Consider the following 14,665-nt stretch of genomic DNA (forward strand, 5'->3'; position numbering starts at 1 on the left):
CTCCATGCATTCGCCATGCATTCTCTTGAAGCAACGGGACCACGGCAGGGGAACCACGACGGCGAGGCGACCGGGGGCTACGCAGGTCTTGGACGGTCGTCGGGAACGCTACGCACAACGACCACCCCTTCGATCGGGTACGAATCCGCCGCGCGGATCTCCCATCTGTTTGACGTTGATCCGTCAGCGACCCCGCCCGGGGAGCCGCACTGCCCTAAGCCAACCGCCAGCAGCCACCACCAGCCACCGCCAGCCACCGCCGGGGCCGCCGAACGACGGCCCCGACGGCCCTGGCGGCCCGCGTCAGCCCAACGCCCTGTTGAGCGCCGTGACGTTGACGCCGGGCTCGCCCAGCACACCCGCCGCGCGCCCCTCGGTGTGCGCCGAGACCAGCGCCCGGACGCGGTCCTCCGCCAGCCCCCGCGCCCTGGCCACGCGCGGCACCTGGAGGTCCGCGTACGCCGCGCTGATGTGCGGGTCGAGGCCGGACGCCGACGCCGTCACCGCGTCCTCGGGCACCCGGTCCGCCGGCACGCCCTCGCGCGCGGCGACGGCGGCCCGGCGCTCCGCGACCACCGCGTCCTGGCCGGCGTCGCGCTCGCCCTTGTTCGACCCGCCCGAGGCGGGCGGCGTCGCGGCGGACGGCCGGGTCCGGAACCACCGGTCGCCCTCCCGGTCCACGCCGACCAGCGCGGTGCCCACGGCCTCCGCGTTGGCGTGCAGCCCCGGCAGCCGGGACACGCCCCACACCGCCGCCGGGTACAGCACCCCGGTGAGCACGGTCAACGCCAGCAGGACGCGCAGTCCCGCCATCGCCTGCTTGCCGAAGTCGTCCACGGTGTCACCCGATCCCTGGGATGTGTCGCACGAGCAGGTCGATCAGCCAGATGCCGACGAACGGGGTCACGACCCCGCCGACGCCGTACACCAGCAGGTTGCGCCGCAGCAGCGCCGACGCGCCGGCCGGTGTGTACCGGACGCCCCGCAGCGCCAGCGGGATCAGCACCACGATGATCAGGGCGTTGAAGATCACCGCCGACAGGATCGCCGACTGCGGCGAACCCAGGCGCATGACGTCGAGCACGCCCAGCTGCGGGTGGATGGCCGCGAACATCGCGGGCAGGATCGCGAAGTACTTCGCCAGGTCGTTGGCCACGCTGAAGGTCGTCAGCGCGCCGCGGGTGATCAACAGCTGCTTGCCGACCGCCACGATCTCGATCAGCTTGGTGGGGTCGGAATCCAGGTCCACCATGTTCCCGGCCTCCTTCGCGGCCGAGGTGCCGGTGTTCATGGCCACGCCCACGTCCGCCCGCGCGAGCGCCGGCGCGTCGTTGGTGCCGTCGCCGGTCATCGCCACGAGCCGGCCGCCCTCCTGCTCGCGCCGGATCAGCGCCAGCTTGTCCTCGGGTTTGGCCTCGGCGAGGTGGTCGTCCACCCCGGCCTCCGCCGCGATCGCCCGAGCGGTCAGCGGGTTGTCACCGGTCACCATCACCGTGCGGATGCCCATCGCGCGCAGCTCGGCGAACCGCTCCCGCATGCCGGGCTTCACCACGTCGGACAGCCGGATGACGCCCAGCACCACGTCGTCCACCGCGACCACCAGGGGCGTGCCGCCCTGCGCGGCGATCCCGTCCACGACCTCGCGGACCGCCGGGTCCAGGGCGAACGCGCTCGCCGCGCCCTTGCGGACGCGCCGACCACCCAGGTCGACGCCGCTCACCCTGGTCTGCGCGGTGAACGGCACGAACTCGCCGTCCCGCTCCTCCTCCGCCGGCTCCGCCGCCCGGCCGTACCGGGACGCGCACAGCTCGACCACGCTGCGCCCCTCGGGGGTGTCGTCGGCGAGGCTCGACAGCCGCGCGGCGTCCACCAGGGCGTCCAGGTCCGCGCCGGGCGCCGGGATCAGCTCGGTGGCCCGCCGGTTGCCCCACGTGATGGTGCCGGTCTTGTCCAGCAGCAGCGTGTCGACGTCGCCGGCCGCCTCGACCGCCTTGCCGGAGGTGGCCAGCACGTTGCGCTGCACGAGCCGGTCCATGCCCGCGATGCCGATCGCCGACAGCAGCGCGCCGATGGTGGTCGGGATCAGGCACACCAGCAGCGCGGTCAGCACGATCACCGACTGCTCGCCGCCGGAGAAGACCGCGAACGGCTGCAACGCCAGGACCGCGAGCAGGAAGATGATCGTCAACGTGGACAGCAGGATGGTGAGCGCGACCTCGTTCGGCGTCTTCTGCCGCCGCGCGCCCTCCACCAGGGCGATCATGCGGTCCACGAAGGACTCGCCGGGCCGGGTGGTGATCCGCACGACGATCCGGTCGGACAGGACGGTCGTGCCGCCGGTCACCGCGCACCGGTCGCCACCGGACTCGCGGATCACCGGCGCGGACTCGCCCGTGATGGCCGACTCGTCCACGGTGGCGATGCCCTCGACCACGTCGCCGTCGCCGGGGATCACCTCGCCCGCCTCGACCACCACCAGGTCGCCGACCGCCAGCTCCGCGCCGGCGACGGTGCGGCCGTCGGCCAAGCGCGCGACCGCGTCCTTCCTGGTCTGCCGCAACGAGTCGGCCTGCGCCTTGCCGCGCCCCTCGGCGACGGCCTCGGCGAGGTTCGCGAACAGCACCGTGGCCCACAGCCACAGCGCCACCGCGACGGTGAACGCGCTCGGGTCGGTGACCGCGAACACCGTGACCAGCAGCGAGCCCACCCACACCACGAACATGACGGGGTTGCGCGCCTGGTGGCGCGGGTCGCACTTGCGCAGCGCGTCCGGCAGCGACGTCAGCAGCTGCCGCGGGGTGAACGCCCCGGCCGCGACCCGGCGGGCCGGTGCGTGGGCGGACCGGTCGCCGGTCGCCGGGTCCGTCCCCTGTGGACGGTTGATGGTGTCGATCACAGCAGGGCCTCCGCGATGGGACCGAGGGCGAGAGCGGGCACGAAGGTCAGCGCCGCGACCAGGACGATCGAGCCGGCCAGCAGGGTCGTGAACAGCGGACCCGTCGTCGGCAGCGTCCCGGCCGTGGCCGGCGTCCGGGGTTGGGCGGCGAGCGAACCGGCCAGGCACAGCACGGCGACGATCGGGACGAACCGACCCAGCGCCATGCACACGCCGAGCGACGCCTGGAACCAGTCGCCCGTGGCGGTGAGGCCGGCGAACGCGCTGCCGTTGTTGTTCGACGCCGACGCGTACGCGTAGAGGATCTCCGACAGCCCGTGCTCGCCGGAGTTGTTCAGCGCCTCGCGCGTGCCGGGCAGCAGGGCCGCGATGCCCGCGCCGACCAGCAGCACGGTCGGCATCGCCAGGATGGACACCGCCGCCGCCGTGACCTCCCGCCGCCCGAGCTTCTTGCCCAGGTACTCGGGGGTGCGGCCGACCATCAGGCCGGCGAGGAACAGCGCGATGACCGACATGACCAGGATGCTGTAGAGCCCGGTGCCGACACCGCCCGGCGTCATCTCGCCGAACAGCATGTTCAGCAGCGCGCCGCCGCCGCCCAGCCCCGTGTAGCTGTCGTGCGCCGAGTTCACCGCGCCGGTCGAGGTGGCCGTGGTGGTGTTCGCGAACAGCGCCGACGACGGGATGCCGAACCGGAGTTCCTTGCCCTCCAAGGGGCGCAGCCCGTGCGCCTCGGCGGTCCAGATCACGGCGAGCACCAGCCCCCAGAGCGCGCCCATCACGCCCAGCAGGGCGTACCCCTGCTTGCGGTCGCCGACCAGCGTGCCGAACGTCCGGGTCAGCGACACCGGGATGACCAGGATCAGGAAGACCTCGACCAGGTTCGACCAGCCGTTGGGGTTCTCGAACGGGTGGGCGGAGTTCGCGTTGAGGACGCCGCCGCCGTTCGTGCCCAGCTCCTTGATGGCCTCCTGGCTCGCGACCGGCGCGGTCGCGACCTGCCGACCGTCCACCGCGACACCGGGTTCGAGGCTCATCACCACCCCGGTCGCCACCAGCACGATCGCGAACAGGAACGCCACGGGGAGCAGGATGCGGACGGTGCCGCGCACCAGGTCGACCCAGAAGTTGCCGAGCCGGTCGGCGCGGTGGCGGGTGAAACCGCGCACCAGGGCGACGGCCACCGCCATCCCGACCGCGCCGGACACGAAGTTCTGCACGGTGAGGCCGACCAGTTGGACGGCGTGGCCCAGCGTCGCCTCCGGCACGTACGACTGCCAGTTCGTGTTCGTCACGAAGCTGACCGCGGTGTTGAACGCCATCGCCGGCGGCACCGCGCCCCGGTCGAAGTCGAGCGGCAGCAGCGGTTGCAGGCGCTGTAGGAGGTACAGCAGCACCACGCCCAGGAAGGAGAACGCGAGCACGCCGCGCGCATAAGTGCCCCACCGCTGCTCGGAGGCGGGGTCCACGCGCGCCACCCGGTACACGGCGCGCTCGACCGCCAGGTGCCGCGAACTGCTGTACACCCTGGCCATGTAGTCGCCGAACGGCCGGTGCACCGCGGCCAGCGCGACGAGGAGGACGCCGACCTGGACCAGGCCGGCCACGGTCGACGTCATCAGAACTTCTCCGGACGGATCAGTGCCACGAACAGGTAACCGATCAGCGCCAGGGCGAGCACGCCGGCGACGACGTTCGCCACCACACCGGTGCCGCTCACAGCCGCTCCAGACCGCGCACGGTCAGCGCCAGCAGCACGAATACACCGATCAGCAGCAACGCGTAGGCCAGGTCGGCCATGAACGCGCTCCCTTCCCGACTGGAACAGGCCCCCTTTGGGCCGTGTGACGCCGGAAAGGCTGCATCAGGAAGTAGGTGCTCTTGACACGCCTGACGTGCCCTTGACACCGGTGACCGGCATCTTTACGGGACGTTGATGGCCGGGAGACTTGCCTCTCACTGGACCGTCCACCCAATCAGGGGGACGCGGCTACCGAGAGCAACGAGGACACTCGTGCCCTCCCAGGCCGCTCCAACGTTCTTCGAGCTTTTGAGGCAACGGGACCACAGCAGGGCAACCACGGACTCCACGCGCCCGGAAGCCTCCCAAGCCTTGGACGGTCGTCGGGAACGCCAAGCAAAGGGATCACCCTCAACGATGAGACCTTTGCTCGGTCGCGATCCCCCATCTGTTCGGCTTCGTGCAGCGGCACCGCTATCGGGTCGGTGACGGATCAGCGTTCAACAGACGGGAGATCCGCTCGGCGGATTCGTACCCGATCGAAGGGGTGGCCGTTCTGCGTAGCGTCCCCGACGACCGTCCAAGACCTGCGTAGCCACCGGTCGCCCCGCCGTCGTGGTTTCCCTCCTGTGGTCCCGTTGCTCTGAATAGATGCATGGAGTCTCGGATGGGATGTCGATGCGCTGGCGGCCGTTCCGTCAGACGGCGGATGCGGACCGTCTCGGTCAGACGGCGGGCAGGAGTTCGCGGCCCCGGTCGTACCACCAGGCGTCGAACGCCGGGCTGCACCCCTGCCGGCGCGCGTAGCTGTCCAGCACGTGGGCGTGGATCTCGTCGATGTGCGCGGCCACCACCGTGTCCGGGCGGTAGAACAAGCGGAGTTCCTGCCACAGCGGCGCGCCCCCGATGGCGCGCACGACGGTGCTGCCCGGACGGTCGCGGCTGGTGGCCAGCGCCGGGCCGACGGCCAGTTTCGCCAACACCAGTTCCAGCAGCGTCGCCAGGCACTGCGTGCTGTGCGGCTGGCGCAGCACCACGCCGTGCTCCTGGCACACCTGGTTCAGGTAGGTCCACCAGCGGGACGTGCCCGGCGGCTCGTCCACCCACGCGTGCTCGAACACGTCCTCCAGCGGCACCGGACCAGGCCGGACGATCGGGTGGTCGTGCGCCATCACGACGAACACCGGCTCGGCCGGGTGCACCAGGACGCTCGCCACGCCCGGCGGCGTCGTGAGGCCCGGCAGCGGCGGCCGGTAGACCAGCGCGAGGTCCAACTCGCCGATCGCCACCTTCTCCACGCTGATCCGCTCGTCCAGGTCCTCCTGGAGGTTCACGTCCGCGCACCAGGGGCGCTCGCGCAACCACCGGCTCACCGCCACGTGCAGGAAACCGCAGTACCCGCCGACCCGCAGCGGGTCGGACGGGCCGCCCCGGCGCGACCACTCGCCGACGCGCTCGGCGATCGCCGACATGCTGCTCAGCACGACCCTCGCCTCGCCGAGGATCTCCGTGCCCAGCGGGGTGGGCAGGCAGCCGTACTCGGTGCGGAAGAACAACGCGCCGCCGACGCTCTGCTCGATCCTCTTGAGCAGGCCGGACAGCGCCGGCTGGGACATGCCCAACCGCCGGGCGGCACGGGTGAGGCTGCCGGTCTCGTCGATCGCGGCCAGTGCGCGCAGGTGGCGTACTTCCAGCTCCACGGGACCTCCGCTCCCCGCCCCCGGACGGTCCCGCGACCGTACCCCCGCCCGGCGCGCGCGGGGAAGGGGTCCGCGTCGCGGCGGACCCCTTCCCGCGCCAGGGGTTCGGTCGTGGCCTACGGCTTGGTCGTCTCCAGGGTGTACCGGCCGGAGCCGCTGTAGGAGCGGACCTGCCACCGGTAGCGCCCGGCGGTGCCGGTGTAGGTCACCTCCTCGGTCGAGTCGGGGCCGGTCGCGGAGGCCACCGTGCGCCACGACGTCCCGCTCTGCTTCTGGAGGTACAGGTCGAAGTCGGCGCCGGCCGGGCCCTTCAGGCAGCCCTTCTGCGCGCCGGCCGCCGCGTCGAAGTACCCCGTCTTCGGCTCCACGGCCGTGGCGCCCGTCGACACGGTGCCCGTGGCGGCCGTGCCGCAGCCCGGCGGGTTCGGCCCGCCGCCGTCGGAGGTCAGCAGGGTGACGCCGTAGGCGCGCAGGATCTCCGGCACGGGCTGGAAGTACGTCGTCGCCGCGCCGCCCTTGCAGTCGCCGGACCCGCCGGAGGTCACGCCCTGCGCCTGGCCGTCGGAGATCGCCGAGCCGCCCGAGTCGCCGGGCTCGGCGCACGCCGTGGTCTCGATCGCCTCGTACACCTTGCCGATCTCCGGCCCGTAGTCGACCGTGGCGTCCCGAGACCGGATGGTGCCGCAGTGCCAGCCGGTCGTGCCGCCGGACCGGCAGATGGACGACCCGACCAGCGCCTCCTGCGCGCCCTTCACCGCGACCCGGCCGCCGTTGTAGTCGTTGACCGCGCCGATCGGGGTCTCGCCCGCGTTGGTGCGCACGAACGCCATGTCGTCGGTCGGGAAGCTGGAGCCCTCGAACCGGCCGCCCGGCTGGGTCGTGGTCTCGCCGACGCCGCCGCAGTGCCCGGCCGTGATGAACCCGCCCCGCACGGAGAACCCGACCGAGCAGCCGTACTTGCTCGTCCAGTACCGGTTGCCGCCGACGACGTCGATCAGCGGGCGCGGCCGCTCGGTCGTCTCGGCGTAGCGGACGGCCCCGGTGTCCACCCCGGTCGCGGCCACCCAGGCACGCGCACCGGCCTCTGCTCCCGGCGCGTGCTTGACGAGGACGCTGTTCGCGGCCGGGTCGATCCGCCAGCCCGGCACCGAGGCCGGCGCGGCGGACGCGGCGGCGTCCAGCCTGCCCTTGACCGCGACCAGGGTGGACTCGCCGCGCGTGACGAGCCGGGGTTCCGCACCACCGGCCCGCACGGTCGCGGCGGCGCGGGAGTCGGTCACGGCGACGACGAGCGTGCCGCGCTCGGCGTCGAACCAACTCCCACCGAGGCGGTCGCCGAGGGCCGCGCGCAGCCCCCGGTCCGCGGTGAGCGCGGCACGCTCGGCCGTCAGCCGCGCCACCGGGTCGGCGACGCCGAGATCACGCCGCATCGCGGCCGGCACCGGTTGCTCGGCGGTGACGGGTTCGGGCGCGGCGGACGCCGGTGACGCGGCCGTGGTGGCGGCGACGGTGGTCATCACCGCCAAAGCTGCGAGCGGCGACATGCGCGGTCTGGACATGGTGGGTCTCCTCGCGGTGCAGGGGACCGCCGGAGAGCACGCGACCGTCGCCGGCCGCGGCGCGGGAAGGCTGTCGACGGCCCGCTCCGGCGGTCACCCGACCGTAATCCGCGCAAGATCAGGTGGGGAGATCACACATCGCCATAGCACCGGGCCGACGGGCGCGCCGCTCCCCCCGCGCATTCGCCCCTGCGGGCGGGAGGCAACCGCGCGCACCACCGATCCCCCACGGATCCGTTGCCCCCCATCGGTCCTTGCGCCCGCCGCCCACCCCGTACCACGCTGGCCGGCGGGGGGCACCGCACCGCGAACCCCCGGACAACCCGAGCGCGGTCGTGGCTCCGCCGGGCACCCCGCGCGACCGCCTCCCCGACCGGACACGGTCCGTTCACCGGGTAGTCGCCCACGTGGGCTACAAAGCGCCCACTTCGTCGTCGAGCTTGGAGGCCCCGTGGCACGCAAGGTCCGTGTTCTCGCAGGTCTGGCGGCCTGCGGGTTGGGCATGTCGGTCCTGTCGCCCGCACAGGCGACCGTGCCCGAGCGCTTCCAGCGGGTCGACACCATGCCGGTGTTCCGCAACAGCTCCGCCGCGGAGCACACCGCAGCCGAGATCGCGGCGGCCACCGCCGACGGCCGGACCGTCGTCTACACCGACTCGCCGGCCCGGCGCATCGGCTTCGCCTCCGTCCGCGACGGGCGGCTGTCGCCCGAGGGCGTGCTGCCCGTGCCGGGCGAGCCGACGTCGGTCGACGTGGTGGGACGCCTGGCGCTGGTCGCGGTGAACACCTCCGAGTCGTTCACCGCGCCGTCCGGCGTGCTGCTGGTGGTCGACCTCGCCGGCCGCCGGGTCGTCGCCACCCACGACCTCGGCGGGCAGCCGGACTCGATCGACGTCTCACCGGACGGTCGGCACGCCGCCGTCGCGATCGAGAACGAGCGCGACGAGGACGTGGCCGACGGCGCGCTGCCGCAGGCGCCCGCCGGGTTCCTCGCGATCGTCGACCTGAAGGGCGCGCCGACGGCGTGGGCGGTGCGCCGCGTCGAGCTGACCGGGCTCGCCGAGGTCGCGCCGGAGGACCCGGAGCCCGAGTACGTCAGCGTCAACGGCCGGGGCCAGGTCGCGGTCACGTTGCAGGAGAACAACCACATCGCGATCGTGGACCTCGCCTCGGGCCGGCTGGTGCGGCACTTCCCCGCCGGCTCCGCCACCGTCCGCGGCGTGGACACCGAGGACGACGGCCGCGTCGACCCGTCCGGCACGATCACCGCACCACGCGAGCCGGACGCGGTGGCGTGGCTGGACGACCGCACCCTCGGCACCGCCGACGAGGGCGACTACCGGGGCGGCTCGCGCACGTGGACGGTGTTCGACGCGGAGACCGGGCAGGTCGTGTTCTCGTCGGGCAACGAGCTGGAGCGGGTGGCGATCCGGCAGGGCCAGTACCCCGACGGCCGGTCGGACAACAAGGGCACGGAGCCCGAGGGGTTCGCGGTGGCCACCTTCGGGCGGCACCGGTACGCGTTCGTGGGCCTGGAACGGGCGAACATGGTCGCCGTGTACGACGTGGACGACCCGCGCCGGCCGCGGTTCGTGCAGGCGCTGCCGACCGGTGTCGGCCCGGAGGGGCTGCTGCCGATCCCCGCGACCGGCACGCTCGTCGTGTCCTCCGAGGAGGACTCCGCCGAGGACGGCGTGCGCTCGTCGCTCAGCTCCTACCGCCTGACCCGCACGCCGCTGTCGGTGTCGTTGCGGGACAACAAGGGCACGCCGTCGATCGTGTCCGACGGCATCGGGTTCGGCGCGCTGTCGGGGCTCTCGGGCGTCCCCGGCGACCACCGCCACGTCGTCGCGATCACCGACTCGGCGTACCGCCCGACGCGGGTGCTGACCGTCGACGCGCTGGCCGCGCCCGCCCGCGTGCGCGCCGAGCTGACCCTGACCAAGGGCGGCGAACCGGTCGGCTACGACGGCGAGGGCATCGCGGCGCGCCGCGGCGGCGGCTACTGGGTGGCGGCCGAGGGCGACGGGAAGAAGGTGCCGAACCTGCTGGTGGAGGTCGCCGCGTCGGGCGAGGTGGTGCGCGAGGTGCCGCTGCCCGCCGCCGTCGCGGCCACGGCCACCGGCAACGGGTTCGAGGGCGTCGCGGTCACCGGCCGCGGCGCGGGCGAGCGAGTGTGGCTGGCCGTGCAGCGCGAGTGGAAGGCGGACCGGCCGGGCCAGGCGACGCTGGCCCGCTTCACGCCCGCGACCGGCGAGTGGGCGTTCGCGGCGTACCCGCTGGACGCCCCACCGGCGGGCGGGTGGGTCGGACTGTCGGAGGTCACGGCCCTGGACGACCGGACGCTGCTGGTGCTGGAGCGCGACAACCGGCGCGGCGACGCGGCGGTGACCAAGAAGGTCTACCGGGTGGACGTCTCCCGCCTCGCACCGGTCCCGGCGGGCGCGCCGAAACCGGTGGTGGCCAAGAGGCTCGTGCGCGACCTGCTGCCCGCGCTGAAGGCGGACGGCGCGCCGGCGCACGACAAGGTCGAGGGCCTCGCGGTGGTCGGCCACGGCCCGGTGCGCCGCCTGGTCGGCGCGGTCGACAACGACGGCGTGGACGACGCGCCCGGCGAGTCGGTGTTCCTGCGCCTGGGCTGGGTGGGCTGACCGGCGCGGGTGCCCGGCGCGCTGCCGGGCACCCGCCCGGTCGGTCAGGCGACGGCGCGGCCCGCCGGTGCCGGGCTCACCCTGGTCGGGACCGCCACGACCTCGTTGTCCGACGGGTAGCCGTCCCGGCCGGCCTCCAGCGCCACCACCGCCTTGAACGCCACCTTGCCCAACGCGCCGTCGTCGGGCGTGAACGTGTAGCGGAACGGGAAGGACGTCCGGCCGGCGGACTTCGGCAGCCACTGCGTCGCCGACCCCACCTCCACGTAGCCCTTGGGGGTGCTGCGGTACAGCGTGACCCGCACCGCCTCGTCGTAGCGGTGGTTGGCCACCGTCACCGTGACCGGCTTGCTCGTGCCCGCGACGGCCGACGACGGCACGGCGAACCCGCTGATGCCCACGTCGTGGGTGCGGACGGGGATCGTCTTCGTGGCGGTGCCCGCCCGGCCGTCCGCGGTGCTCGCGGTGAGCCGGGCGGTGTAGTCGCCGTCGGCGGCGTAGCGGTGCCGCACCTCCGCGCCGGTTGCGGTCGCGCCGTCGCCGAAGTCCCACGCCAGCGCCGCGATCTCCGTGCCGCCGGGGTCGTGGGACGCGTCCCGGAAGGTGATCTCGTCGAACAGGGACGGGTCCGGCGCGTCGTGCTCGAAGGCGGCCGCCGGCGACGGCGCGACGACGAGGTCCACCTCGATCTTCGAGTGGCTCGCGTAGTAGGGCGACAGTTGCACGTAGTAGGTCTGCCCGGCGACGGCCTGGAACGTGGTGGAGGCGTCGTAGGTCGCACACGTGAGCGGTTTCAGGTCGGGCAGCGAAGTACCCGTGTAGACCGCCATGTGGGCGTAGGAGCGCTGCTTGAGCGTGACGGGGCGCGTCTCGGTGGGCCGGTAGGCGTACCAGACGGTCTGGTTCCAGATCTCGCACGCGCTCCCCGGCTCGCCCCACTCGCTGGTCGCCACCGACGCGTCCGCCTCCATCCGGTGCGGCAGGGTGCTGATCGGCTCGGCGTCGGCGAAGTCGTCGTTGGCCGGCTCGCGCCACTCGGTCACCGCCAGGTCGAGCACGCCCGGTGTGCCGGGCGCGCCGACGACGAAGTGGTAGACCTCGCCGGCCTTGACGCGGAACGAGAGCTGGGACTGCTGCCCGCCGCCGAAGTCGTCGTTGCACCCCAGGTGCGCCAGCGAACCGCGCTTGCCGGAGTAGGCGGCCACGACCGTGTCGTGGTCGCTGCCCAGCGTCGACACCTCGACCAGGGCGTCGACGGGCGGGAGGTAGTTGAACCACAGCGTGTGCCCGGCGTGGGCGCAGTCGTACGGGTCGTCCTCCGCGCGGGTCGCCTCGGTGGTCGACAGGGTGGTGCGGAACGGCAGCGCGCGGATCGGCGCGGCCAGGTCGAACTCGTCGTTGGCGGGCGGCGCGGCGTGCGCGACGCCCGGCACGGCCAGGCCGAGCAGCAGCGCGGCCAGCGCGATCAGCAGACCGCGCGGGCCCGGTCTCTCGGACGGGATCATGTGGTGTTCCCCTCTGGAGGTGGTCCCCGACTCCGCTGGACGTGACCCCCGACGGCACCCGACGCTAGGAGCGGACGCCCGCTCCGGTGCGGGCGTCGGGCGCGAGGTGCACTCGGACAGCCGATCAAGGCCACTCGAACGGCGCGCACCGGCACGCGGCGGCGGAGCGGAGCGGCGGCGGGGCGTAACCTGGGTTGGTGCGATCATCGACCCACTCGGCGAGGTAGGACGTTGGGACTCTTCACCCTGCCCGAGGCGCGGCGCGAGCTCGAACGGCTGCGGCCGGTGCTGGACGAGATCGTCGCGCTGCGGGCCGACGCCGCCGAGCTGTCCGCCGCCCTCGGCGCGGGGACGCCGACGGACCTGGGCGGGCTCGCCGAGTTCAAGGCGGCGCAGGCCAGGCTGGACGACCTGATGAGCGCGGTGCAGGCCACCGGCGCGGAGCTGAAGGGGTTCGCCCCGCTGCTGGTCGACTTCCCGGCCGACCTGGCCGGCGTGCCGGTGCTGCTGTGCTGGCTGGAGGGCGACCAGGAGCTGACCTGGTACCACCGGGCCGACCTGGGGTTCGCCGGTCGCCGCCGGCTGCCCTGACCTGCCCGCTGTGACCTGCCCGCCCCGAGCCGCCCGCGCCGGCCCGCTGTTCCGGCCCGCCTGCGCCAGGCCGCCCGCCGCGCCCGGCCCGAGCCTCGTGACCGGTGCAACCGGCCCCGCCTGACCGAAGCCGCCGGACGGCCGGCCCGCCGGGTCAGCGGTCCCCGGCGCGGAACCTGTCGAGCACGCGGCGTTCCCGCTTGGTCGGACGCCCCGCGCCGCGCTCCCGGCGCGCGACCGGCACCGCGGCCAACGGCGGCGGCGCGGGTGTGCGGTCGAGGTAGCACGTCGCCGCGTCGGCCGCGCCCACCCGCTTCTGGATCACCCGCACGACCTCCACGACCCGCGTCGTGTCGCCCACCCGCGCGCGGACCTCGTCACCCGGCGACACCGTGGTCGCGGGCTTGGCCGGGTGGCCGTTGACGCGCACGTGCCCACCCCGGCAGGCCGCCGCCGCGTCGGGACGGGTCTTGGTCAGCCTGACCGCCCACAGCCAGCGGTCCACGCGCGTCGACTCCACAGCCCTACATCATGCCTTCAGCCGCCCGACGGCCGCGCAGCGCGTGGACGGCGGCGGCAGCGGTGCCCAGGCACAGGGCCAGGGCGCTGAGCGCCAGCGACACGTGCACCCCGACGGCCGCGCCGAGCAGGCCGACGGTGAAGCCGCTGCCGGTGCGCAGACCACCGGACGACATGCCGTAGACGCCCAGGACGCGGCCCCGGTCGGCGGGCGGGCTCAGCAGCTGCACGACCGTCTGCGTGATCGACAGCGACGCCAGGTGCGCGACGCCGCCCACCAGCAGCAGCACCACCGCGAGCAGGTAGCTCCCGGTGACCGCGAACCCCAGGCTGGTGACGCCGTAGATGCCGGTGGCGACCACGGCCGCGGTCACCGTCGACGGTATCCGGCGGGTCACCTCCAGCAGGATGCCGCCGAGCACGCCGCCCGCGCCGTTGGCGAACAGCAGGACGCCGTAGGCCGTGCCCGCGCTACCGGCGCCCAGGTCGTTGGCGAAGATCGGCATCGACGTCTGGAGCGACGCCCCGACGAAGAACGAGCCCAGGCCCGCCAACACGATCATGCTGATCAGCGTCCGGTTGGTCCCGACCTCGCGCAGCACGCGCAGCGACTCCAGCGCGCCCACCCTCGGCCGGGCGTGGCGGTCGCGGGTGTGGCCGGTGAACCTCGTGCGGAACAGGAACACCGTCAGCGGCAGGTAGAAGGCGACGTTCACCAGGATGCCCGCCGTCGGGCCGAGGCCGAGCAGCAGCGCGGACCCGACCACGGGGCCGAACAGGATGCCGAGGCTGCGGAAGGTCGCGTTGAGCCGCACCGCGCTGGGCAGCTCGTCCGGGCCGACGAAGTCGTGCAGCATCAACTGCTCGCCCGGACCCCACAGCGCGCCGGCCACGCCGTGCAGCACCAGCAGCACGCACGCCTGCCACATCTGGAGCGAGTCGGTGAGGAACAGCACGCCCCACGCGACGGAGACCGCCATGAACAGCACCTGCGCGGCCTGGATGACGCGCCGGCAGTCGTACCGGTCGGCCAGCGAGCCGAACCACATGGACAGCAGCAGGAACGGGGCCCAGTGGCTGATCACCGCGAACCCGGACAGCGCGGGCGAGTGGAACTTCTCCCACAGCACCCAGTAGGTGATGACGTGCTCGATGTTGTCGGCCATCATCGCCAGGCCCGCGCCGAACAGGTACGGCCGGCAGTCGCGGTTGCGCAGCGCGGCGAACCGGCGCGGCGGCGTCGACCCGACGGGTGTGGCGGGCTCGTGGCTCGGGACACCGCAGGCGGCGCACATGATCTGGTCCCCCTCGGGCTGGCGCCGCACCCCCGCGGCGACGTTCGTTCAGCGGACAGCCTGGTTCCGGGACCGGACCGACCCCGTCCCACCGTAGGAGGATCGGGCGGCCACGCCTAGCACTCGTGCGAACAAGGCGGTGTGGGACGCGCAACACCGCCCACGACCACACGGGAGCCGCCGCCGACGGGACGCCCGCCGCTCGGGGT

Annotated in this window: 11 protein-coding genes; 2 read left to right on the top strand and 9 right to left on the bottom strand. The window is 73.6% G+C overall.

Features of this window, described 5'->3' with window-relative positions; translation table 11 throughout:
* Positions 1 to 303: 303 nt before the first annotated feature.
* From C8E97_RS18660 to C8E97_RS18685, 6 genes are all read right to left on the bottom strand, one after another.
* The gene (locus tag C8E97_RS18660) at positions 304 to 813 is read right to left on the bottom strand and encodes a potassium-transporting ATPase subunit C (protein WP_121011839.1); all 510 of its coding nucleotides are present in this window, start codon (positions 811 to 813) and stop codon (positions 304 to 306) included.
* Positions 814 to 841: 28 nt separating this feature from the next.
* Positions 842 to 2,896, bottom strand: a complete 2,055-nt coding sequence (kdpB, locus tag C8E97_RS18665; protein WP_425470546.1) for a potassium-transporting ATPase subunit KdpB — start codon at positions 2,894 to 2,896, stop codon at positions 842 to 844.
* A complete protein-coding gene (kdpA, locus tag C8E97_RS18670; protein ID WP_121006876.1) occupies positions 2,893 to 4,515 on the bottom strand; it encodes a potassium-transporting ATPase subunit KdpA in 1,623 nt (540 codons plus the stop codon). Before kdpA ends, kdpB begins: the two co-directional genes overlap by 4 nt.
* Complete coding sequence (gene kdpF / locus C8E97_RS18675; protein ID WP_121006877.1) at positions 4,515 to 4,616, bottom strand: K(+)-transporting ATPase subunit F; 102 nt, start codon at positions 4,614 to 4,616, stop codon at positions 4,515 to 4,517. Before kdpF ends, kdpA begins: the two co-directional genes overlap by 1 nt.
* A 746-nt stretch (positions 4,617 to 5,362) precedes the next feature.
* Positions 5,363 to 6,337, bottom strand: a complete 975-nt coding sequence (locus C8E97_RS18680; protein ID WP_121006878.1) for a LysR family transcriptional regulator — start codon at positions 6,335 to 6,337, stop codon at positions 5,363 to 5,365.
* Between the two features lie 116 nt (positions 6,338 to 6,453).
* Positions 6,454 to 7,896 carry a S1 family peptidase gene (locus C8E97_RS18685; protein WP_121006879.1) on the bottom strand — a complete coding sequence of 481 codons (1,443 nt, stop codon included), beginning with the start codon at positions 7,894 to 7,896 and terminating at the stop codon, positions 6,454 to 6,456.
* A 451-nt stretch (positions 7,897 to 8,347) separates the two neighbouring features.
* Between C8E97_RS18685 and C8E97_RS18690 the strand changes: the two genes are divergently transcribed.
* Positions 8,348 to 10,546, top strand: a complete 2,199-nt coding sequence (locus tag C8E97_RS18690; protein ID WP_147455166.1) for an esterase-like activity of phytase family protein — start codon at positions 8,348 to 8,350, stop codon at positions 10,544 to 10,546.
* A 44-nt stretch (positions 10,547 to 10,590) separates the two neighbouring features.
* On the opposite strand, the gene C8E97_RS35390 is transcribed toward C8E97_RS18690, so the two are convergent.
* Complete coding sequence (locus tag C8E97_RS35390; protein ID WP_246018989.1) at positions 10,591 to 12,051, bottom strand: PKD domain-containing protein; 1,461 nt, start codon at positions 12,049 to 12,051, stop codon at positions 10,591 to 10,593.
* A gap of 231 nt (positions 12,052 to 12,282) precedes the next feature.
* Here C8E97_RS35390 and C8E97_RS18700 point away from each other — a divergent pair, with 231 nt between their 5' ends.
* The gene (locus C8E97_RS18700; protein WP_121006881.1) at positions 12,283 to 12,642 is read left to right on the top strand and encodes a DUF2203 domain-containing protein; all 360 of its coding nucleotides are present in this window, start codon (positions 12,283 to 12,285) and stop codon (positions 12,640 to 12,642) included.
* Positions 12,643 to 12,796: 154 nt separating this feature from the next.
* Here the strand turns inward: C8E97_RS18700 and C8E97_RS18705 are convergent, their stop codons facing one another.
* Positions 12,797 to 13,162, bottom strand: coding sequence for an RNA-binding S4 domain-containing protein (locus tag C8E97_RS18705; protein ID WP_121006882.1), 366 nt, complete (start codon positions 13,160 to 13,162; stop codon positions 12,797 to 12,799).
* A gap of 4 nt (positions 13,163 to 13,166) precedes the next feature.
* Positions 13,167 to 14,456: an MFS transporter gene (locus C8E97_RS18710; RefSeq protein ID WP_121011848.1), complete on the bottom strand. Its 1,290-nt coding sequence runs from the start codon at positions 14,454 to 14,456 to the stop codon at positions 13,167 to 13,169.
* Between the last annotated feature and the right edge of the window lie 209 nt (positions 14,457 to 14,665).

It is taken from the genome of Saccharothrix australiensis, assembly GCF_003634935.1.
Classification (GTDB): Bacteria; Actinomycetota; Actinomycetes; order Mycobacteriales; family Pseudonocardiaceae; genus Actinosynnema; species Actinosynnema australiense.